The sequence below is a fragment of the Limnospira sp. genome, from assembly GCF_051859755.1.
Classification (GTDB): domain Bacteria; phylum Cyanobacteriota; class Cyanobacteriia; order Cyanobacteriales; family Microcoleaceae; genus Limnospira; species Limnospira fusiformis.
In genome coordinates this window covers 34,737-54,457 of record NZ_JBIMLI010000008.1, presented here as the reverse complement: position 1 = coordinate 54,457, position 19,721 = coordinate 34,737, and the positions used below count along the sequence as shown (strand labels likewise).

Below are 19,721 nucleotides of genomic sequence, written 5' to 3'. Positions count from 1 at the left end.
ATAACCTATATGTTGAGCCAAGCTCGCCCCAACTTGGTTGAGCATATCATCAACAACCGTCGCCACCTGTTCCGATCCTTTGATAAGGGGAGTTACCCGTGAATGATAGCCAATTTAACTGTTTCCTAGGCTACTGAATAATGGTAAAATAACTAGGAATGAACTGCGAGGAAATGCCGTGATCCGTTCTGCTACTCTACCCCTTCCTCATTCTGAGGCACTAATGACCGACCACAATCGACTACGATTGTTTTCAGGTTCTGCCAATACAGGTTTAGCCACCGAAGTGAGTCGCTATCTGGGCATTGATTTGGGGCCAATGGTTCGCAAGCAGTTTGCGGACGGAGAACTTTACATCCAAATTCAGGAGTCCATTCGAGGCTGTGATGTCTACCTAATTCAACCCTGTTGTCATCCAGTCAACGACAACTTGATGGAACTCCTAATTATGATTGATGCTTGTCGTCGAGCCTCTGCTAGGCAAATTACCGCCGTAATACCCTATTATGGCTATGCTAGGGCAGACCGCAAAACCGCTGGCCGCGAATCGATTACAGCCAAACTGACCGCTAATTTAATCACCCAAGCTGGTGCGAGTCGGATTTTAGCCATGGACTTGCATTCGGCACAAATTCAAGGATATTTTGATATTCCCTTCGACCATGTTTATGGTTCACCTGTTATTTTAAACTACCTAGCTAGTAAACAACTATCTGATATTGTCGTAGTATCTCCAGATGTCGGAGGTGTGGCTCGTGCCAGAGCTTTTGCTAAAAAACTCAATGACGCACCCCTGGCGATTATTGATAAGCGCCGTCAGTCTCATAATGTAGCAGAGGTTCTCAATGTCATTGGTGACGTTAGAGGCAAAACAGCCGTTTTGGTCGATGATATGATTGACACAGCCGGGACTATTAGCGAAGGCGCTCGCCTCCTCCGGGAAGAGGGTGCTAGGCAGGTTTATGCCTGTGCTACCCATGCGGTGTTTTCTCACCCAGCTATTGAACGTCTGTCTACGGGGGTTTTGGAGGAAGTGATTGTGACTAACACTATCCCAGCTTCCCCGGATAAAACTTTTGATCAGCTGACTGTGTTATCGGTTGCTAATTTACTTGGTGAAACTATCTGGCGCATTCACGAAGATAGTTCCGTTAGTAGTATGTTCCGCTAATTGACCAATTGTTAGCTTTGGCGGCGGGAAAACTGCGGACTCTACCGGAAAGGCTGAGTGTCCGGTTTACAACCGCCGCCGGGTTGGTCAAGGCAAAGTTTTTTTGTAAATGCGATCGCATCGTCGAGTTTCTACTCCCGTTGTCGGTTCATAACCATGGTGTTCATAGAGTTTCACGGCTTCCCTTAAAACCGTCGCAGTTTCAATCCAAATCTCCTGAAATCCTCGTCTGTGAATTTCTTGTTCTAATTGGGTTAATAAATATTTGCCTAACCCTAGACCTCGGACCTGTGGCTGTAAATACATTTTGCGAATTTCCACGGCATTTGTACCACGATTAATCGGATAATAAGCAGCAGTTCCCACTAGGTTTTGATGTTGTTCGACTACCCAAAATTCCCCATCATTATTAAGATAATACTTTTCGACTTCCCAGACATCGATATCAGCGCCTTCCGGTTCACAATTTAAGCGATATTCAGCTAATACTGAGGCGATTAAGTCTTGAACAACTTGGCGATCGCCTGATTCCCAGGAACGAATTATAAAATCTTTATATACTTTTCTCATAACCGTTAATTCGGTGATATAATCAGTTAAGAAGTCGGAGAATTGGGCAGAGACTAACTATGAATCCGGGGTTCCGGGTGTAGTGTGGAAAGGAGTTGGCTTTCAATAGTAGCCAATTCCTCTAGTCTTTGGCTAACGGTTTCCTGTTCAAAATAAGTAGTTGCTAACACCCAATAAATGCCATAGTGACGCGCTTCGGAAGCCATCAAACCGCGATAAAACTTAGCCAATTCTGGATCGGGACAATATTCAGACAATAAGCCCAAACGTTCATGGCTGCGGGCTTCTATCAATCCAGAAACCAATAATAAATCAAGCATTCTGTGTGGTTCTTCTCGGCGGACATGGCGATTCAAACCCGCGCCATAGGGGGGAGAGGGAAGCGATCGCATGGGAATGTGTAGTTTTTCGAGCCACTGATTTACCTGTTCAAAATGCTGTAATTCTTCTTGAGCGATCGCTGTTAACATTCGCACCAATTGGGTACTAGAGGGATAACGAAACATCAAATTCAAGGCTACTCCCGCCGCCTTACGTTCACAGTGGGAGTGGTCAAGTAGGATGATATCCAAATTAGCGATCGCCTGTTGAACCCAAGCCATTGACGTAGGTTCTTTCAAGTATTTAATAGTTGCTCGTGAACCAGAAACCACAGATCCCATATCAAGACCACCGAAAAGCCACCCTAATCATAGCAGATCTGACCCAGTAGGGTACGTCAGAAGCCGTCAACCTCGCTGATAACCCGATGATTGATACAGCTTGTTCACCAGTCGCTTAATACATTGCCCTCACCCTAAATCCCTCTCCCACAGAGGGAGAGGGACTTTGAGAGGTGATCAATAGTAGGGTACGTCAGAAGCCGTCAACCTGGCTGATAACCGGATGATTGATACTGACGCACCACAGTAGTAGGGTGCGTCAGAAGCCGTCAACCTAGCCGATAACCGGATGATTGATACTGACGCACCACAGTAGTAGGGTGCGTCAGAAGCCGTCAACCTTCATCATAACCGGATGATTAACATACTGACGCACTACAGTAGTAGGGTGCGTCAGAAGCGGTCAACCTGACTGATAACCGGATGATTGATACTGACGCACCACAGTAGTAGGGTGCGTCAGAAGCGGTCAACCTGACTGATAACCGGATGATTGATACTGACGCACCACAGTAGTAGGGTGCGTCAGAAGCGGTCAACCTGACTGATAACCGGATGATTGATACTGACGCACCACAGTAGTAGGGTGCGTCAGAAGCGGTCAACCTGACTGATAACCGGATGATTGATACTGACGCACCTTATTATATAGCGGTTCTAATGTCTATAAGGTTTAACCCTCACCCAAAATCCCTTTCCCAGAATGGGAGAGGGGCTTTGAATCGTACCTCATGAGTCGGAGAACTGCTATAGTTTATTAGCGTTTACTCAGTTAAGCCATCTCTTTTATATGCCCAAACCGCAATGATAATTAAAACAAAACTAGCCCAAAACAACCAAAGTAAATGCAATAATGTATAACTTGGTTCGTCATTGATACCCGCCGATAACGAGATAAGTTTTTGGGCGTGATACACTGGCGATAATAGCATAGCATTTTCAACCCAAACCGACTCAGAAAAGGGCAGCAATCCTGAAATCAATCCGATCCCCAAAAACGACAAGCCATTGACAGTATTGACAGCTTTTGGGTCTACAAAATAACTAACAATTAAACTGAACGCTATAATGGGAATGGCTACAATCAAAAAAGTCAGCACCAAATAAATTAATTGTTGAAAATCAAAGTTTAATTTTAATTGCATATTTCCATAGGTTAAGGTAAGCATGATAACTATCATGCAAATCGAAAGAGATACAAAAACTTTAGACAAGATATAGGTGATCGAAGAAAGTGGAGTGGCGCGAATCAGCTTCAGCCAACCTTCTGCACGTTCTGATGAAATTTGACCCGGTAATGATTGCAAACAAAATGTCAGTAGAAATACGCAACATAAACCAATTAAAGCTTGCTTTACTGTATTCGTTTCTGGTTTGAATATCATACAACAAATGATTCCGCCAATCGGCAAGAGAATTCCAAATAGATAAATTGGGGTACGATATATTTGTAATACTTCAGACCAAATCTGCGCCTTAAATGACTGAAATTGATAAAACAAACCTATCGCTGTGTTTTTGGGCAATAAAATAGACTGTGTTTTAGTATCTTTATTCTGTTCAAAATCTGCTCCAGCGACTGGTTCTTCAGAAATTTGAGAACCTTCTAAATTTGGAGAAAATTTTTGCAAATTGAGATACCGAGTTGCCAGACCCTCGAGTTCTTGCCAGTCGGCTTTATTATTGGTAACCATCAAAATAGTAACGCCCCGTTTTTTACACTCGGTAATTTGATGCCAAAATTCTTCGTATCCTTCTTTATCTAAATTGCGAGTCGGCTCGTCTAAAATTAAAAGTTGAGGATTGCCAATCAATGCCAATGCAAATAAAAGTCTCTGTTTCTGTCCGCCAGATAGTGACGCAGCAAAACTGTCTTTCTTCTCAGTTAAACAGACTTGTTTCAGTGCTTCCTCTGTTGAAATAGAGTTTGAGTAATAGCCCCGAAACAAATTAATTAATTCTCTGACTTTCAATTTGTTTGGCAACTTGGTTTCTTGCAAAACGACACCGACCAAACTTTTAGATTCGGGGTCGTTAGATGGACAACCCATCAACTCAACTTCTCCATCAGTTGGTTCTATCAAACCCAAAATTAGATTTAATAGTGTCGTTTTACCAGACCCATTTTGACCCTTCAGTACGACGAATTCTCCAGGTTCTATCGTAAAACTTATATCTGCCAGTACAGTAGTTTTTTGAAACCATTTTTTGAAAATCTTCGATACATTTTTGACTTGAACTAAACTTTTCATGGAAATTTTCTAAAAGCTAGAGTAAATTGACGATGACAAAAGCAATGGCAGCAACGCCAACAGCAGGAAGAATAGACATTCCAAACATTGTAGTCAAAACGATGACTGTTCCACCTGCTGCGGCAACAGGCAAGAGTTTATCGATCACACCACCTCCGCCAGAAGTAATATCATAAGTAATATGGCTACCACAATCCCCAAAAATGCAGATATTGATGCCACTCTCACCTGAAAACAATATAATTGTTGCTATCCCTAAAATAATTACTAATCCGACAACCAGGATATGTCCTGCGGGAAGTACATCGATCCAAGTTGCTGATTGAGCGACTTGTTTTTCATGTTCAGACATATAATTATTCTCCTCAATTAGTTGATTCAAAAATTTTGAAAAAAATCACCGGTGTCATTTATTTAATATGGTTCTGATAATAAACCATGCACCTACAGCGGCAGCAGCTACGGCGACGACTGGCGCTCCTAAAGCAGTTACTACTGCCCCTGTAGCAGTTCCGATAATCAAACCAGCAATATCGGGATTAATTGGATTCTCTGGCTTATCCTTGTTTGAATTTTGAGTTTCCTGATGATTGCTAAGTTGTGATTGACAATCTTTTGATAATTGTTTCGCCTGTTGACTCCAGGTCAGCAGTGGACTAGGACAGGAAGTTTGGTATTTGAATGTGAGTCCCACTAGAACCGGAGTCCACAAAATTAGGCAAGCGATTAGAAGAGTTGCCAAGTTTTTTTTGAATTTTTGGCGACTGGTTAAATTTACCGAAGAGTTGGTAGATTTTATAAACATAAGTCCATGACTTGGAAAGAGTATCGGTAATGAGGTAAACCATATACCAATATGGCCATAGTGTGGTTACATACAAAAAGCTACGATCGCCATAATCGATCGCTATCGAAAGAATTACACTCCTTTAAAGTTTAGTTCTCCCTAACTATAGAGCCGATCGCCTGACCCCTGCAACCAGAAAAAAACAGATTTTCTGGTCAATTTTGTGACAAAATGTCAAACGAATGCCAGAAAAAACCTGATTTTCTGATTCAGAACTGAGTTATAATGGCTGAAACCCTTACCAAGCCTAAGTTTATGGATATAACGGAATTGTTACAATTTGTGGATAGGTTGGTGTCACAACAGACGGGAGAACACCTAGACGACCTACAAAAGTCGATCATTCAAGGACTGTTGACAGGGAAGACTTACAAGGATATCGCGGAAGATATCGGGAATGATGGCTACAATGAAAACTATATCGGAGATGTTAGCCGTAAATTATTTAAGATTTTATCTCAACAGCTTAACGAGGATATTAAAAAATCCAATTTTTGTTGGACTCTGGAAAGGGCAATAAATTCCCAAATATTTGGCTTTAATAACAATAATGTGACTTTGTGTCCTTATTATCCGAATGGCAATTCTGAACAGGAAGAACAAGCGATCGCTACTCCCCAACCACCGCCACCCCAAAAAATATGCCACGATTTAACCATGGCACCTAAAATCTGGAAATTTGGCGATCGCACTGATGAAATAGATACCCTATCCCGTTGGTTAATTGATGAAAGTATCCCCTTAATATCAGTGGTGGGAATAGCGGGAATTGGCAAAACTACCCTAGTCAAAAAATTAGTCGATCGCCATAAAGATAATTTTGAGGTGGTGAGTTGGAAAAATCTAAAACTGTCACCACATTTAACGCCTATTGCTAATGATATTTTAACTAAATTTAATAAGGAATCCAGCCCCAAAGATTATCAAATCCATGACCTGATTAATCTGTTAATACAACAAAAATGCTTGCTAATACTTGATGATTTACAAGAACTATTTATCAGCGGCAAGTTGGCGGGACAATACCAAAAACCATATAAAAACTATAGCCAATTTTTGAGGACGATCGCACAAATTGAACATAAAAGCAGCATTATTGTCATCAGCCAAGAACAATCCCAAGAAATGTTATTATCCCTCAATAATGACCTATATCCTATCAAATCCTTAACTTTATCCGGCTTGAATAGTGTAGACATTTTAGAGAGTCTGGAATTATCAGACCGAGAAAGCTGGTCAAATTTAATCGAAATATACGAAGGTCATCCAGTCTATTTGGAAGATATTTGCTATTTAATTAGGAATATGTTTTGCGGTAAAGTCTCGGAGTTTTTGGCAGAAGACACCCCGGTAATCACGGAATTAATGAGTAGTCAATTAGGAGAAGTTTTCGAGCGATTATCTTCCATGGAAAAAGCGATCGCCTTACAGTTAAGCCAAGTTGACCGTCCCCTGTCGCGATCGCAGTTAACCGAAAAATTATCCCTATCCTCGACGGAGATCATCAAAGGTTTACAATCTTTGCCGAGACGATGCTTGCTAAAAACCATGGAAAATGGTACAATGATGTTCCGTTTATCTCCGGTCTTTAAACAATATATATGGAAGGGTTCAATGAGGGGTCTACCTGAAATCTGAGAGTTGGAGGGTGGTTTCTGGGTGATCATCTGGTGAGGGTGAGGGGTTATAGGTAGGATTAACTAATGTGAAAGTATAGCGATCGCTAATGCAAAATTTGCGATAAAGTGGGGTCTAATAATACAGAAATTAGTATAGCCCTATGAATCAACAGCTTAACGTCATGTCAAAATGGTGGCATTTGTTGGCGGGAATGATAGCAATAGTGATGGTATTGCTATTGTCCACTGCGCCAGCTATGGCTACAGGAGTTTATCAAATGCCAGACTTGAAAACTGGCGATCGCACTTGGATTATTGATGATGAGGATATTCTCAGTCGCGCTACCGAAGGCAGAATTAACCAAAACCTGGAGAAACTAGCCGAGACGGGGTATGAGGTCCGGTTAGTGACGATCCGCCGCCTGGACTACGGAGAAACAGCCCAAAGTTTTACAGATCAGTTGTTTGAGAAATGGTTTCCCACCGCAGAAGAGGCCGCTAATCAAACTCTGTTGATGGTGGATACCCAAACCAATAATAGCGCCATCCATACCGGAGACAAAGTAAAAGAGTTGCTAACTCCTGAGATCGCCGAGAGTGTTGCCAACGAAACCCTACAAGTCCCCCTGCGAGAAGGTGAGAAGTATAATGAAGCCTTCCTGGCGGCCACGGATCGTATAGTCAAAGTCCTCTCAGGACAAGGAGATCCCGGCGCACCTAAACTCCTGGAAAATCTGCAAGTGGGGAGTACATTTAAATCGGCTGAAGAAACGGACGACAAAAGTGCGACGATCTTAGTTGTGGTAGTCCTAGTAATTGCCACAGTCGCACCTATGGCGACTTATTATTACCTTCAACGGCCTTAAAAATGGGCTGATTTAAATCGATGCAGTTTATTGATCGCACTGAAATTGAAGTAGAAGCGGGAAAAGGGGGAGATGGCATAGTTGCCTTTCGCCGGGAAAAATACGTCCCGGCTGGAGGTCCGGCGGGAGGCAATGGGGGCCGAGGGGGGTCTGTGATCCTGAAAGCGGTGGAAGACTTGCAAACTCTCCTGGACTTCCAGTATAACCGTCGCTTTAAAGCTGATGATGGCAAACGAGGCGGCCCGAAAAATAAAACGGGGGCATCGGGAAGCGATCGCATTATCGAGGTCCCCTGTGGTACAGTGGTCTATGATGCCAATACCTTAGAGCTGATGGTGGATTTAGTCACCCCTAATCAGGAATTTTGCGTGGCGGCTGGGGGTAAAGGCGGTTTGGGAAATAGTCATTTTCTCAGTAACCAAAACCGCGCCCCTGATTATGCTTTACCGGGACTACCAGGAGAAAGTCGGCGACTACGACTAGAGTTAAAATTGTTGGCAGAAGTGGGGATTATTGGTTTACCGAATGCGGGAAAATCAACTCTGATTTCGGCAGTATCTTCCGCCCGTCCCAAGGTGGCAGATTATCCTTTTACTACCCTAATTCCTAATCTGGGAGTAGTCCGTAAACCGACGGGAGATGGGACGGTATTTGCGGATATTCCGGGATTGATTGAAGGCGCACACCGAGGGACTGGACTAGGTCATGAGTTTTTGCGCCATATAGAAAGAACCCGCATTCTCCTACACATGATTGATATTACCGACACAGACCCGATCGCTAATTATCAAATTATTCAACAGGAGTTAATCGCCTATGGGCGAGGTTTGGAAAGGCGGCGGCAAATTCTGGCGCTTAACAAAATTGATGCGGCGGGGGACTCGGAGGAAAGAAGTAAGGCGATCGCTTCTCAACTTGAGGCGATCGCCGGGGTTCGAGTGTTCCTTATTTCGGCGGTAGCCCGCATTGGTTTGGAGGCACTTTTACAGGAAGTTTGGCGATTTTTGGATGACTTAAAGACCGAGGAGTAATTTGGCGGTACTTAAATAAATCCAGATCCCCAAAATATCGACAATGGTGGTAATAAAAGGAGAGGACATCAAGGCGGGATCTAACCCAAAGGAATGAAACAGAAAGGGTAATCCCGCCCCGGCGGTGGCGGCAATAATAGTAATACAAAGTAAACTAATCCCGACGGTTAAACCGATTTCAATTTGTCCTAAAAAGACAAACACCATCCCAATTACTACCACCCCTAATAAAATCCCCAAAAGTCCGCCAGTCATGGACTCGCGTATAATCACCCAAAGGGGTTTTTTATATTTCAATTCTTCGGTACTTAACCCGCGAATGACGACGGTAGAAGACTGGGCTCCGACATTCCCACCCGCATCAATTAACAGAGGGGTAAAAAAGGCTAAAGCGACGACCTCATCAAGGACGGCTTCAAAATTGCTCATCACCAAAATAGTTAAGGCGTTGGTGATTAACAAAATGAATAGCCAGGGGATACGTTTACGGGTAATGGTGGCTAAATTGGATTGGAAATAGCTTTCCCCCTCAGACCTGACAGCACCCATAATATAAATATCTTCGGTGGCTTCCTTTTGCAAAATATCGATCGCATCATCTACGGTTACGACTCCGACTAAGGTATGATCGCGATCGACCACAGGTAAAGCCACTAAATCATAACGTTGAATGGAACGGGCGACTTCTTCCTGGTCTGTATCTGTTTGGGCAAAAACGACATCAGGATTAATGATATCACCGAGGAATTGATCAAGGTCAGCTAATAATACATCCCGCAGAGAAGCGACTCCCATTAACCGCCGCTGTTCATCAACTACATAGACATAATAACTCACTTCGCGATCGCGTGCTAATTGTCTAATGCGATCGGATGCCTCTTTAATGGTTAAATTGTACCTCAAAGCGATATATTCAGGGGTCATGAGACGGCCGGCTGTTCCCGCCTGATAACCTAATAACTGAGAGGTGGCTTTACGTTCTTCGGGTGAGAGTTGGGCGAGAACCCGCCGCACTAACCGAGGGGGTAATTCATCAAATAAACCCGCGCGATCGTCGGGAGCCATACTATTGACAATCTCTAATAATTCGGAATCTCGAAACTCCTCAATTAAAGACTGTTGAATATCTGTAGAAAGGTGTTCATAAACTTCTACGGCTTCTGCTTTAGAGAGTAAACGAAAAGCAGTCAATTGCATGGCTTTGGGCAACCCATCTATTGCCTCAGCAATATCGACAGGCTGCACTGGCAATAATAGAGTTTTAACACCTTCCCAGTTGCGATCTTCTAATAACAGTCGCAATTGTTCCCTAACAATGGCTCGCAATTCACTCCGGGAACTCTTTTCCTCAATCTCCTGCATAGTTTTAGCTCCTGGGAATAATTAACTACAGTATTAAGGATATAGCAAAATCACTATGATCTAGTATATTCCCGCTCAAAAATAGTGACTTGCTATACATGAACATGAGTGCATTTTGCTAAAATAAGGGGGTGTCACCTAGGACGGGAGGAAGTAACATTGAACTCTGACACAGATACGATTCAATCTATAGATCCCATTCAGTGGGACGAAAAATTTATCTCAACTTCTCATGCTGAACCGAGTTTTTACTATTTCGCCTACGGTTCCTGTATGTGTCCGGTAGATTTGCAACGGACTCTAGGTGAACCTACTCATTCCTATGTGATCGGACCTGCTACTCTACGGGGTTATCGGTTGGGGTTTTATCGCCATTCCCGGCGGCGCAATTGTGGCGCTTTGGATATAGTTAAAGATGCTAATTCTTCTGTGGAAGGGGTTTTGTATCGACTTCCTTGGCGTTTAAGCGATCGCCTTGATGAACGGGAAGAGGTGAAAATTGACCCGGATAAACAGGTTCATATTGGCGGATATCGCCCAGAAATGATTGACGTACATTCTCAGGGTAAGGATTATCAAAACGTGCGGACTTATATGGTCATTAATAAACTCACCCAAGAATTAGCCCCCAATGATTGGTATTTTAATGTAGTTTTACGGGGTGCAGTTACCTGTGGTTTAACTCAGGAATATTGTTGGCAACTATTTAACCATATGTATAATCTGCAACGCCAACAAGTTAATTATCAGAATTCCTAATTAATTATCAATGGGTTACTGTAGAGACCAGCCTAGCCTGGTCTCGGCTGATGATTAGACCTCAGAAATCATTGACTTCTGCAATAATATCCAAGCTGGTTTTTGCCTGATTATTGGTATGCTTATAAAGTTCCCGTAAATAGATATTACCATTTTGATATTCAATGTAAAACATCCATTTTGATGTCGGGTCAATATCTACGGTGTAAATCTTAGCGTGAGTCCCCTTTAATCGCTTGAGGCGACTCATAGGAAAGTATTGATTTTGATAGGATTGGGGATTTTGTAACTCCGCGATCGCCGCCAAAAATTTCAGTTGTTGAGGTTCGGAAAAAACTGCCATAGCTTGGCGAATAATACCGCGATCGTCAATTAATGGGGGAAATGGTGATGACATCAATAACTATCCTTGTGGTCAATTATTTTTTGATATATGGAGTTACCGACCTGTCGATAAGCTGTAGCAGCATGACGGCTTTCTATGGCTTTAAATAGGGTAATTAACAGGCGATTAAATAGGGGGTCTTCGTCAATGGTGAGAATTACGCGCAGGTAGTAGTTAACAATAAATGAGTATAGGGAAGAACGGTAGTTATCTTTGAGATGAAATTGACAAAACTGATGAAGTCGTCTACTCCGCAGACTAGAGTTAGTTAATAATAAGGGAAGCCAATGTTCAACTTCCTTGAGGATAATTAATTGTTCTTCCTGACTAAATTTAGCTAAGTCCTGATTAAACTCATCAGTGGATTCAAACACAAGATCCATAATAGATTCACCCCTCACCGTGATTAAGCGATCGCTCACTATGTCTTCTGTTTCAATAGGGCCAGGTGCTGGTCAGGAAAACTATTACGGAGGCGAAAGCTAAAACCCCTTGGAGTAAATTACCGAGGACGGTCCCGACAAAAATCCCGATCGCCGCCTTAACAGCGGAGCGCACCCGCAGACCCAAGACCAAATCCTGACGATAGAGAAATTCTCCGACAAAAGCGCCCACCAAAGGACCTATTAACAGTCCTAATAAAGGTCCGCCAAAAGGTAAAGCTGGTAAGAGACCAAAAAACCCCAATAATAAGCCAATGATCGCGCCAATTTGTCCCCATTTACTAGCGCCAGCTTTTTTAGCACCCAGATAAGCACTGAGGAACTCAACACCGACACTTAAAAGCAGGACAGCGATCGCCACACCAATAGGCCACCCCATACCAGAAAAACCAGCAAAGATAGCCCAAATCAAAATAGCGGTAACAATCAGACCTGATCCAGGCAGCCCCGGAACGACGGCTCCGATGACTCCCAGGAGCATTACCAGCACCAATACCCAGTATAAAAATAGCATTGTCTACCCCATTTTCAGTTCTAAATTTTCGTGGCATCAGACCAACCAGAGCGATCCAAAGTATCAGCCAATTTATCAGCAATTCCCTCGATCCAAACTTCATCTTGTTTGGTATAGCTGCGGGGAGTATTCGCCCCCAAAATCAAGACACCGCGATCGCCCATAGGTTGGCAGATGACACCCTGAGTATTAGGAGGCAAATAGTCAAACTCAACCCTTCCGGGATACAAGGCCAAATTGACCAAGTAAACAGGTTTGCGGGTCTTCTGAACCCGTTTAACAATAGGTCCGGGTTCGACTTGAGAATTAACCCCTAAAACGCCGCGTCGGAGTAACACCTGAGCATCCCAAACCACCAAAAGCGATCGGGTGACGGTATTAGTTAACAACATCAGAGAAGCCCAAGCCAGTTCAGTTTTGACCACATCAGGCAAATCCGGCTGGAGTTCAAAACCTTGGGGACCCTCCAACTCCACAGCGTCCGGTGGGACAGGTTGAATTTGCTGCCACAGTAAGCCAGTCAAAATCAACAAAGCGCTTAATATGACTCCCAAGGCATCCGAGCGGGCTTGAGAGTCCAAAATCTGGGGGGTTTCTAAACGATTGACGAGCAATAGCACCCCCCCTAAACCCCCCACAACCAGGGGCAAAAGTCGCAGAACTCGGTTAGAATTTATTTGAGCCATTTATGAGAAGCTCTAAAGGACAACTGAGATCCGATCAACCCACTTCTGAAGGATCAATAATCCGCTGGAATAAATAGCCAGTACCGCGAGCGGTCAAAATCAGTTCTGGGTTGCTAGGATCATCTTCTAACTTAGCTCTGAGGCGGGAAATATGCACATCCACGACGCGAGTATCAACATGGCGTTCGGGAGTATACCCCCAGACCTCCTGGAGAATTTCGGATCGGGAAAAGGGTTCTCCTGACCGACTCACCAAGAGTTCCAATAGGCTAAACTCCATCCCGGTTAAGCGGATGCGTTCATCACCTTTGTAGACCTGTCGCTTGTTGGTGTCAATCCTAATACTGGCAATTTGGATAACTCCAGAACTGGGAATTCCAGAAGCGCCATTTTTATCAATGCGGCGCAGGACGGAACGGATACGGGCCTCTAGTTCCTTGGGTGAAAAGGGTTTGACGACATAATCATCTGCGCCTAATTCTAACCCGGTGATGCGATCGGCGACATCCCCCAAGGCGGTGAGCATAATAATGGGAATGTCAGACTCCTTCCGTAATTCCTGACAAACTCCGTAGCCATCTAGTTTAGGCATCATCACATCCAAAACCACGAGGTCAGGTTCTGTCTGGCGGAAGATTTCTAAAGCCTCTTCCCCGTCGGCCGCAGTTACTACATCGTAACCGATCATAGAAAGGCGAGTTTCCAAAATCCGGCGGATGCTGGCTTCGTCATCGACAACTAAAATTCTTTCCTTATGGTTTTCCAATTGACCTCAATACTCCCTCTATAACACTAGACTTACTTTCATATAGTTTAACTGTAGGTGCGATCGCCTCTATTGTGCGGGTGGCATATAGCGCGTGTTGATCCCATTGTTTGCATATACAATAAGATTGTACAGCCACTATTTTAAACAATGCCCAAGCCTCGAACATTATATGTTTGTCGTGAATGCGGGGCCGAGTTCTCCCAATACTTTGGTCGCTGTTCCAATTGTCAAGCCTGGAATTCTCTTGTAGAACAGGTGGTTGAACCATCCCCCACGCCGTCTCTACAGCGGTTTAGTTGGAGTGAGTTGGGGTCTGGGTTAACCGAGGATACTGTCAATAAGCCCAATCAAGGACAACCGAGGTTATCATTTAAGCTGTCTCAGATTTCTGATCAGACTCAATCGCGCATCCCTTCTGGATATGGAGAGTTAGATCGGGTGTTGGGAGGTGGCATTGTTCCGGGGTCGTTGGTGTTGATTGGCGGTGAACCTGGTATTGGTAAGTCTACTTTACTGCTACAGGTGGCTAATAGTTTATCCCATCATGCCCGGGTGCTATATGTGTCGGCGGAAGAATCTGGTCAACAGGTAAAATTGCGATCGCAGCGTTTATGGAATGCTCCATCAGTGGCTAGTGTAGCTGATGATGATGCTCATGACTTACAGACTGACAATGATGCACAAGTAAATAACCACCATAGTTCAGATGCTGTGGAAGTTACTAATGTTGACCCGTTTACCCAACAGTTACGCAACCAACACCCTCAACAGACATCCCTCGCTACAGGAAATGGTCATTTATCTTCTGCTCAGTCGCCACCGGAATTATCCCCAGAGTCGGAAAATGGTAAAAATAGCCATGATTCTCGGGAGGAGGCGGATTTATTTTTGCTCCCAGAGACGGATTTAGAGGTCATCCTGCGGGAGTTGGAATCCCTTAAACCCACTTTGGCGATCATCGATAGTATTCAAACTATTTATTTCGCTAGTCTAACATCGGCTCCCGGTTCTGTCGCTCAGGTGCGGGAATGTACCTCGGCTTTGATGCAGGTGGCGAAACGGGAAAATATTACTTTGTTGATTGTGGGTCATGTGACTAAGGATGGCAGCCTGGCGGGTCCCAGGGTTTTGGAACATTTGGTTGATACGGTATTGTATTTTGAGGGCGATCGCTTTGCGTCTCACCGTCTATTGCGATCGATGAAAAATCGATTTGGCGCTACCCATGAAATTGGCGTGTTTGAGATGGTTTCCCACGGGTTACAGGAGGTTTCTAACCCGTCGGAATTGTTTTTGGGAAATCGCGATGATTGCTCGCCGGGAACTGCCACTATTGTCTCTATGGAGGGAACTAGACCTATTGTGGTCGAGATCCAGGCTTTGGTGAGTCCTGCTAGTTATGGGTCGGCGCGACGGACGACTACGGGGGTTGATAGTAGCCGTTTGATGCAGATTTTGGCGGTTTTGGAAAAGCGCGTTGGTATCCCTCTTTCTAAGTTAGATGCGATTGTCGCTTCTGTGGGAGGGTTAAAGGTGGATGAACCGGCGGCGGATTTGGGAGTGGCGATCGCCATTGTCGCTAGTTTCCGCGATCGCCTTGTTGATCCTCGCACCATTTTAATCGGCGAAGTCGGATTAGGCGGACAGGTGCGCCCCGTGTCACAATTAGAGTTAAGATTGCGGGAGGCGGCTAAGTTGGGTTTTAAACGCGCTATTGTACCCAAGGGACAAAAACCAGAAGATTTGGGAATGCAAATTTTACCCGTGGGTCGAGTAATTGATGCGATTCTTGCTTCTATCCCTACTCAACCTCCCAATGTGTCTCAGAGTTTTGATGATGATTTCGATGATGATGATATCGGTTTTTGAGTTAAGCTCAAAGTAGGTATAAACTGCTAGTTTTTCAGTCCGTTGTCAAGGGGGGGGAATTTATTATGGCTCATACTATTGTTACTGATGTCTGCGAAGGGGTCGCTGATTGTGTTGGCGCTTGTCCCGTGGCTTGTATCCATCCCGGTCCCGGTAAGAACACTAAGGGAACTGATTGGTATTGGATTGATTTCGATACTTGTATTGATTGCGGGATTTGTTTACAGGTCTGTCCGGTAGAAGGCGCTATTGTAGCGGAAGAGAGACCAGAGTTGCAACAAACTCCAGAATAACTTGAGGTGACGATCGCTTTGTGTGTTTATGATCTTGGCGATCGCCCTAACAATGAACACTAATCTACACCATTACAACTCGAATTATGATACAGCAAGCGATCGTGACTACCAGTGGTGATGTCCTCAATGTGCGTTCTAGTCCCTATGGTCCCGTTATTGATACTGTTGAACCCGGAACTGTGGTCGAAGTGATCGGAACTCCTGTTCGTCAAGGAGGGTTGACTTGGGTTCCTATTGGTGGCGATCGCTGGGTATCGCGAGAGTTTTTAACTGTTCATAACCCCACCACTGAAACTGATGATCATCTCGCTAATACTATTGGCGGACCGAAAATTGTCGCTACTCAAACACAAGAGACCATCGCTGGTGGTCTAAAGGTCTATCACACAGAGTTATTTGATGCTGGGGGATGGTTAGTTAATACAGTCCGCTGTATCTCTGGTCGTATCGGTCAGCAAACACCATCAGACCAGCCTGGATCTCAAACACCCATTCCTTTTGGGGTTTATACTTTTGATATACCAGGTTCCGTAGAATATGCTGGCGGCGAATTTGGCGGGGTTTGGTCAGCAGTAACTCCCACCTTTGAAACCGATCGCGGCGGGTTTGGGGTTCATTATGATCCTTCCGTTTTTAAGGATAATGAAGAAACCGGAACCGCTGGCTGTTTGGCTACTCCTACTATTGAAGAACGGGATCTGATGACCGATTTTATCCGCACCCATGCTCCCACTCATTTGATTATTCAACCCCAATTAATCGATAATGGACCCATTACAGACCCGTCAGAGCGTCAGAGTTCGGGTCCGGTAGGGGTTCCTGAAGACTAGAAGACCAAATATCATCTATTTCCGGGTTGAACTTTGGCGATATTTCCGAGACTTTGTTTATATCTAACCGATTTTGTTCTTGGAGTTTGACTAATTCTTCCTGATAGGTAGCAATGAGGCGAGCTAAACTTAGGGCGATCGCATCCCAAGCCTCATCGCTCCTGATTTTATCGGCAATCCCCTGAAACAAACCCTCTTGTTTACTATTTTTTACATATTCTTTCAGACGAGAACCAGATTTTTGTATAGCCGCTTGGTAAACATCACCATTTGACCACCAGATCCCCGGTTGATTCAGTAACCAAGTGAAAATATACTCCCGTGCGTGTTGTTCGCGAACCCAAGTAGCTAGATACTTCAATTCATCCATTTGTCCCTCCGACCCCATATTGGCTCTGAGTGAGATTTGAGATTGTCCCTGATTCATTCTACATTAATGCTCATCCCGTGGCGATCGATTTTCATCTCCCCTAATTTACTCAAAGGCGATCGCCTTCCCGTCCAGGTGGGAATAACTGCGATCGAGCATTTAAGGGGGTTCATAATTCCAGACATTGTGAACCCCGATCAACTGTAGTCATTAGACAGAATTAATCATCAATTAAACCGCTAACATAGCCTTTCTATAAACCATTTCCACAACCTCAGCCAGAAGCTTCATTCCTTCCATAATCTCCTCATCAGTAGCAGTCAGGCTAATGCGAATACATTGATTTTTGTGCGACCATTCTTGTTGTAATCCTGGGAAAAATGAATTGCCAGGAACTACGATAACACCGACTTTTTTAAGCTCCTGATATAGTTCCAAGTCTGTGATTGGCAAATCCTTAAACCAAATCCATGCAAAAATAGCACCTTCTCCCCGATGCAAGAACCAGGGTAAATCCTTCGACATCGCATCATTTAACGTCGCTTCTAATATCGTAAATTTCTGGCGGTAGTAGGGACGAATTACCTCAACCGAAATATCCGATAAAGCACCTGATCCAATCGCTCTAGCTGCTATAGCTTGTCCGTAGCGGGGGGAGTGAATACAGGCGTTCGTTTGGAAGGCTTCCAAAACCCTAATCACATCTTCATTACCAATAGCCACACCTAAACGCTCTCCGGGTAATCCTGCTTTAGACAAGCTGATACAGTGGATAATATTATCAGCAAAAACCGGAGTCATGTCCGTAAAATTCAAAGCTGGGAAAGGGGGAGAATATGCGGAATCTACGAATACTGGGACATCGTAAGGGGAGGCTAAATCCGCGATTTTTTGCACTTCTTCGGAGGTGAGAATATTGCCGCTAGGATTACAGGGACGGGAAAAAATAACGCAGCCTGTATCCTCATTAATTGAGAGTTGATTAAAGTCGGGACGATATTTAAACCGATGGGAATTTTCGTCTATGTCGAGGGTGGGTTGATAAGCACAAACCGCCTCGGGAATAAGACTAACGCCGCCGTAACCTGTATAGTCTGGACTGAGGGGAAGGACAATGTTTTTAAGGTTTCCCTGGCTGTTATAACCTCCGAAGGCGTTGGCGGCGTAAAAGTAAATTGATTGACTTCCGGGAGTGACTAGGATATTGCGATCGCTTAAATTTAACCCATAGCGAGAGTTAAAATCTTCCACAATGACATCAATAAAAGGTTGGTACCCTTGGCTAGAACCGTAGCGACAGACCACTTCGCCATATTCGGGACTAGATAGCAGTTGCTGAGTACATTCGCGCCAGAGTTGTTCGACTTCTGGTAAGATGACCGGGTTTCCGGCGCTTAAATTAATAAATTCTTGACCTTTACCAGAGCGCAACGTTTCGATAATATCTTTCATAATAGCTCGGACTCCCGTTAAACGAGACATCCGATCGCCAAAGTTCGTCAAAGCCGGATTCATAGTAAACTTCACCTATAATTAACTAGAATAGATTTTAACCAGACCTGGAGACAGTGGGGAAGCCAAGTAGCCAGTTTGTATTTTGTCCGGGTTGGGAGTGCAGGTCAAGTTAAAAAGTGTAACAATTTGGGGTTAGCCACATTTGATTGTGTTATAATGCCGCACAGAGCCGGGTTACTTGATTAGATTGGGAAAACATAATTAAACTCATCTAGCCTAGCTTGATAGACCGAGTAGAACCCGCGTCCAATCCGCGAACCATGCAGACACACGCCAAGGAGAACCTAGACTGTGGAGATACTCGCTGGAATTTTCGCCCTTTTGTTTGTCATCGGTATTGTTGTCGTCATTCTGGTGGCTATTGTGGGTGTCCAGGCTTATAATAGCCTAGCACGTCTACGCAGACGCTATCAAAATGCCTATGCTCAGATTGATGTTCAACTCAAACGCCGCCATGATTTAATCCCTAATTTGGTCGAAACAGTTAAGGGTTATATGGCTCATGAAAGGGGAACCTTAGAAGCTGTTATTGCGGCTCGTAATGCTGCTGTGACCGCCACGAATCAAGCAGCAGCCAACCCTGGTGACCCCCAAGCCATGCAACAGTTAGGACAGGCGGAAGCTGCTTTAACCGGTACATTAGGAAGGTTATTTGCTCTATCAGAAGCCTACCCAGATTTAAAGGCTGATAAGTCCATGGATCAACTCATGGAAGAGTTGCGATCGACTGAAAATAAGATTGCTTTTGCGCGACAGGCTTTTAACGATGCCGTAACTGTTTACAATACCAAAAGAGACGTATTTCCGAGCAATTTAGTCGCTAGTAGTTTCAACTTCCAAGAAGCTCAATTACTAGAAGAATCATCCCCCGAGGTGAAAGAAGTTCCTAACGTTTCCTTCTAATT

At 44.2% G+C, this 19,721-nt stretch carries 23 protein-coding genes; 9 read left to right on the top strand and 14 right to left on the bottom strand.

Features of this window, described 5'->3' with window-relative positions:
• Positions 1-178 precede the first annotated feature (178 nt).
• Complete coding sequence (locus ACTIE0_RS02810) at positions 179-1,171, top strand: ribose-phosphate pyrophosphokinase (RefSeq protein WP_008054907.1); 993 nt, start codon at positions 179-181, stop codon at positions 1,169-1,171.
• An 87-nt stretch (positions 1,172-1,258) separates the two neighbouring features.
• Here the strand turns inward: ACTIE0_RS02810 and ACTIE0_RS02805 are convergent, their stop codons facing one another.
• From ACTIE0_RS02805 to ACTIE0_RS02785, 5 genes are all read right to left on the bottom strand, one after another.
• Positions 1,259-1,741, bottom strand: a complete 483-nt coding sequence (locus ACTIE0_RS02805) for a GNAT family N-acetyltransferase (RefSeq protein WP_006670659.1) — start codon at positions 1,739-1,741, stop codon at positions 1,259-1,261.
• Between the two features lie 53 nt (positions 1,742-1,794).
• Complete coding sequence (locus ACTIE0_RS02800) at positions 1,795-2,403, bottom strand: MiaE family protein (RefSeq protein ID WP_006670660.1); 609 nt, start codon at positions 2,401-2,403, stop codon at positions 1,795-1,797.
• A gap of 764 nt (positions 2,404-3,167) precedes the next feature.
• On the bottom strand, positions 3,168-4,655 hold the full coding sequence (locus ACTIE0_RS02795; RefSeq protein ID WP_006670679.1) for an ABC transporter ATP-binding protein/permease: 1,488 nt from the start codon (positions 4,653-4,655) through the stop codon (positions 3,168-3,170).
• A 16-nt stretch (positions 4,656-4,671) separates the two neighbouring features.
• The gene (locus ACTIE0_RS02790; RefSeq protein ID WP_006670680.1) at positions 4,672-5,007 is read right to left on the bottom strand and encodes a hypothetical protein; all 336 of its coding nucleotides are present in this window, start codon (positions 5,005-5,007) and stop codon (positions 4,672-4,674) included.
• Between the two features lie 54 nt (positions 5,008-5,061).
• Positions 5,062-5,460, bottom strand: coding sequence for a hypothetical protein (locus ACTIE0_RS02785; RefSeq protein WP_006670681.1), 399 nt, complete (start codon positions 5,458-5,460; stop codon positions 5,062-5,064).
• A gap of 267 nt (positions 5,461-5,727) precedes the next feature.
• On the opposite strand from ACTIE0_RS02785, the gene ACTIE0_RS02780 reads away from it, so the two are divergent.
• From ACTIE0_RS02780 to obgE, 3 genes are all read left to right on the top strand, one after another.
• On the top strand, positions 5,728-7,140 hold the full coding sequence (locus tag ACTIE0_RS02780) for a helix-turn-helix domain-containing protein (RefSeq protein WP_006670682.1): 1,413 nt from the start codon (positions 5,728-5,730) through the stop codon (positions 7,138-7,140).
• Positions 7,141-7,282: 142 nt separating this feature from the next.
• The gene (gene psb32 / locus ACTIE0_RS02775; protein WP_006623418.1) at positions 7,283-7,987 is read left to right on the top strand and encodes a photosystem II repair protein Psb32; all 705 of its coding nucleotides are present in this window, start codon (positions 7,283-7,285) and stop codon (positions 7,985-7,987) included.
• Positions 7,988-8,007: 20 nt separating this feature from the next.
• Positions 8,008-9,018 carry a GTPase ObgE gene (gene obgE / locus ACTIE0_RS02770; RefSeq protein ID WP_006623417.1) on the top strand — a complete coding sequence of 337 codons (1,011 nt, stop codon included), beginning with the start codon at positions 8,008-8,010 and terminating at the stop codon, positions 9,016-9,018.
• Here obgE and mgtE read toward each other — a convergent pair.
• Positions 9,001-10,380: a magnesium transporter gene (mgtE, locus tag ACTIE0_RS02765; RefSeq protein ID WP_006623416.1), complete on the bottom strand. Its 1,380-nt coding sequence runs from the start codon at positions 10,378-10,380 to the stop codon at positions 9,001-9,003. The genes obgE and mgtE overlap by 18 nt on opposite strands.
• A gap of 159 nt (positions 10,381-10,539) precedes the next feature.
• Here mgtE and ACTIE0_RS02760 point away from each other — a divergent pair, with 159 nt between their 5' ends.
• Positions 10,540-11,139: a gamma-glutamylcyclotransferase family protein gene (locus ACTIE0_RS02760; protein WP_008054917.1), complete on the top strand. Its 600-nt coding sequence runs from the start codon at positions 10,540-10,542 to the stop codon at positions 11,137-11,139.
• A 61-nt stretch (positions 11,140-11,200) separates the two neighbouring features.
• On the opposite strand, the gene ACTIE0_RS02755 is transcribed toward ACTIE0_RS02760, so the two are convergent.
• Genes ACTIE0_RS02755 through rpaB form a run of 5 tightly spaced genes read right to left on the bottom strand, consistent with a single transcriptional unit; the run spans position 11,201 to position 13,933 of the window.
• Positions 11,201-11,536, bottom strand: a complete 336-nt coding sequence (locus ACTIE0_RS02755) for a hypothetical protein (protein WP_006623414.1) — start codon at positions 11,534-11,536, stop codon at positions 11,201-11,203.
• Entirely contained in the window at positions 11,536-11,907 is a 372-nt protein-coding gene (locus ACTIE0_RS02750; protein WP_035759110.1) for a hypothetical protein, read from the bottom strand. Before ACTIE0_RS02750 ends, ACTIE0_RS02755 begins: the two co-directional genes overlap by 1 nt.
• Positions 11,908-11,959: 52 nt before the next feature.
• The gene (locus tag ACTIE0_RS02745) at positions 11,960-12,481 is read right to left on the bottom strand and encodes a DUF456 domain-containing protein (RefSeq protein WP_006623412.1); all 522 of its coding nucleotides are present in this window, start codon (positions 12,479-12,481) and stop codon (positions 11,960-11,962) included.
• A 20-nt stretch (positions 12,482-12,501) separates the two neighbouring features.
• Positions 12,502-13,167 (bottom strand): cofactor assembly of complex C subunit B, encoded by a 666-nt coding sequence (locus tag ACTIE0_RS02740; RefSeq protein WP_006623411.1) that lies wholly within the window; start codon positions 13,165-13,167, stop codon positions 12,502-12,504.
• A gap of 34 nt (positions 13,168-13,201) precedes the next feature.
• Positions 13,202-13,933 carry a response regulator transcription factor RpaB gene (rpaB, locus tag ACTIE0_RS02735; protein ID WP_006623410.1) on the bottom strand — a complete coding sequence of 244 codons (732 nt, stop codon included), beginning with the start codon at positions 13,931-13,933 and terminating at the stop codon, positions 13,202-13,204.
• 150 nt (positions 13,934-14,083) lie between these two features.
• On the opposite strand from rpaB, the gene radA reads away from it, so the two are divergent.
• From radA to ACTIE0_RS02720, 3 genes are all read left to right on the top strand, one after another.
• On the top strand, positions 14,084-15,805 hold the full coding sequence (gene radA, locus ACTIE0_RS02730) for a DNA repair protein RadA (RefSeq protein ID WP_006623409.1): 1,722 nt from the start codon (positions 14,084-14,086) through the stop codon (positions 15,803-15,805).
• Positions 15,806-15,870: 65 nt separating this feature from the next.
• On the top strand, positions 15,871-16,098 hold the full coding sequence (locus ACTIE0_RS02725; RefSeq protein ID WP_006623408.1) for a ferredoxin family protein: 228 nt from the start codon (positions 15,871-15,873) through the stop codon (positions 16,096-16,098).
• Between the two features lie 86 nt (positions 16,099-16,184).
• Complete coding sequence (locus tag ACTIE0_RS02720) at positions 16,185-16,931, top strand: SH3 domain-containing protein (protein WP_006623407.1); 747 nt, start codon at positions 16,185-16,187, stop codon at positions 16,929-16,931.
• Here ACTIE0_RS02720 and ACTIE0_RS02715 read toward each other — a convergent pair.
• The 3 genes from ACTIE0_RS02715 to ACTIE0_RS02705 are packed head-to-tail and all read right to left on the bottom strand — an operon-like array spanning position 16,876 to position 18,816.
• Entirely contained in the window at positions 16,876-17,358 is a 483-nt protein-coding gene (locus tag ACTIE0_RS02715) for a hypothetical protein (RefSeq protein ID WP_006623406.1), read from the bottom strand. The genes ACTIE0_RS02720 and ACTIE0_RS02715 overlap by 56 nt on opposite strands.
• On the bottom strand, positions 17,355-17,486 hold the full coding sequence (locus ACTIE0_RS02710; protein ID WP_006623405.1) for a hypothetical protein: 132 nt from the start codon (positions 17,484-17,486) through the stop codon (positions 17,355-17,357). The genes ACTIE0_RS02715 and ACTIE0_RS02710 overlap by 4 nt, the downstream gene beginning before the upstream one ends.
• 46 nt (positions 17,487-17,532) lie before the next feature.
• On the bottom strand, positions 17,533-18,816 hold the full coding sequence (locus ACTIE0_RS02705) for a valine--pyruvate transaminase (protein WP_006670683.1): 1,284 nt from the start codon (positions 18,814-18,816) through the stop codon (positions 17,533-17,535).
• 291 nt (positions 18,817-19,107) lie between these two features.
• On the opposite strand from ACTIE0_RS02705, the gene ACTIE0_RS02700 reads away from it, so the two are divergent.
• Entirely contained in the window at positions 19,108-19,719 is a 612-nt protein-coding gene (locus ACTIE0_RS02700) for a LemA family protein (RefSeq protein ID WP_006623403.1), read from the top strand.
• The last annotated feature ends 2 nt before the right edge of the window (positions 19,720-19,721 follow it).

What these genes read in the sequence shown, in the direction of transcription:
- ACTIE0_RS02805 (WP_006670659.1), bottom strand. Translation starts at nt 1,741, where the DNA reads ATGAGAAAAGTATATAAAGATTTTATAATTCGTTCCTGGGAATCAGGC.
- ACTIE0_RS02800 (WP_006670660.1), bottom strand. Translation starts at nt 2,403, where the DNA reads ATGGGATCTGTGGTTTCTGGTTCACGAGCAACTATTAAATACTTGAAA.
- ACTIE0_RS02795 (WP_006670679.1), bottom strand. Translation starts at nt 4,655, where the DNA reads ATGAAAAGTTTAGTTCAAGTCAAAAATGTATCGAAGATTTTCAAAAAA.
- ACTIE0_RS02790 (WP_006670680.1), bottom strand. Translation starts at nt 5,007, where the DNA reads ATGTCTGAACATGAAAAACAAGTCGCTCAATCAGCAACTTGGATCGAT.
- ACTIE0_RS02785 (WP_006670681.1), bottom strand. Translation starts at nt 5,460, where the DNA reads ATGTTTATAAAATCTACCAACTCTTCGGTAAATTTAACCAGTCGCCAA.
- ACTIE0_RS02780 (WP_006670682.1), top strand. Translation starts at nt 5,728, where the DNA reads ATGGCTGAAACCCTTACCAAGCCTAAGTTTATGGATATAACGGAATTG.
- psb32 (WP_006623418.1), top strand. Translation starts at nt 7,283, where the DNA reads ATGAATCAACAGCTTAACGTCATGTCAAAATGGTGGCATTTGTTGGCG.
- obgE (WP_006623417.1), top strand. Translation starts at nt 8,008, where the DNA reads ATGCAGTTTATTGATCGCACTGAAATTGAAGTAGAAGCGGGAAAAGGG.
- mgtE (WP_006623416.1), bottom strand. Translation starts at nt 10,380, where the DNA reads ATGCAGGAGATTGAGGAAAAGAGTTCCCGGAGTGAATTGCGAGCCATT.
- ACTIE0_RS02755 (WP_006623414.1), bottom strand. Translation starts at nt 11,536, where the DNA reads ATGTCATCACCATTTCCCCCATTAATTGACGATCGCGGTATTATTCGC.
- ACTIE0_RS02750 (WP_035759110.1), bottom strand. Translation starts at nt 11,907, where the DNA reads ATGGATCTTGTGTTTGAATCCACTGATGAGTTTAATCAGGACTTAGCT.
- ACTIE0_RS02745 (WP_006623412.1), bottom strand. Translation starts at nt 12,481, where the DNA reads ATGCTATTTTTATACTGGGTATTGGTGCTGGTAATGCTCCTGGGAGTC.
- ACTIE0_RS02740 (WP_006623411.1), bottom strand. Translation starts at nt 13,167, where the DNA reads ATGGCTCAAATAAATTCTAACCGAGTTCTGCGACTTTTGCCCCTGGTT.
- radA (WP_006623409.1), top strand. Translation starts at nt 14,084, where the DNA reads ATGCCCAAGCCTCGAACATTATATGTTTGTCGTGAATGCGGGGCCGAG.
- ACTIE0_RS02725 (WP_006623408.1), top strand. Translation starts at nt 15,871, where the DNA reads ATGGCTCATACTATTGTTACTGATGTCTGCGAAGGGGTCGCTGATTGT.
- ACTIE0_RS02720 (WP_006623407.1), top strand. Translation starts at nt 16,185, where the DNA reads ATGATACAGCAAGCGATCGTGACTACCAGTGGTGATGTCCTCAATGTG.
- ACTIE0_RS02715 (WP_006623406.1), bottom strand. Translation starts at nt 17,358, where the DNA reads ATGAATCAGGGACAATCTCAAATCTCACTCAGAGCCAATATGGGGTCG.
- ACTIE0_RS02710 (WP_006623405.1), bottom strand. Translation starts at nt 17,486, where the DNA reads ATGTCTGGAATTATGAACCCCCTTAAATGCTCGATCGCAGTTATTCCC.
- ACTIE0_RS02705 (WP_006670683.1), bottom strand. Translation starts at nt 18,816, where the DNA reads ATGAATCCGGCTTTGACGAACTTTGGCGATCGGATGTCTCGTTTAACG.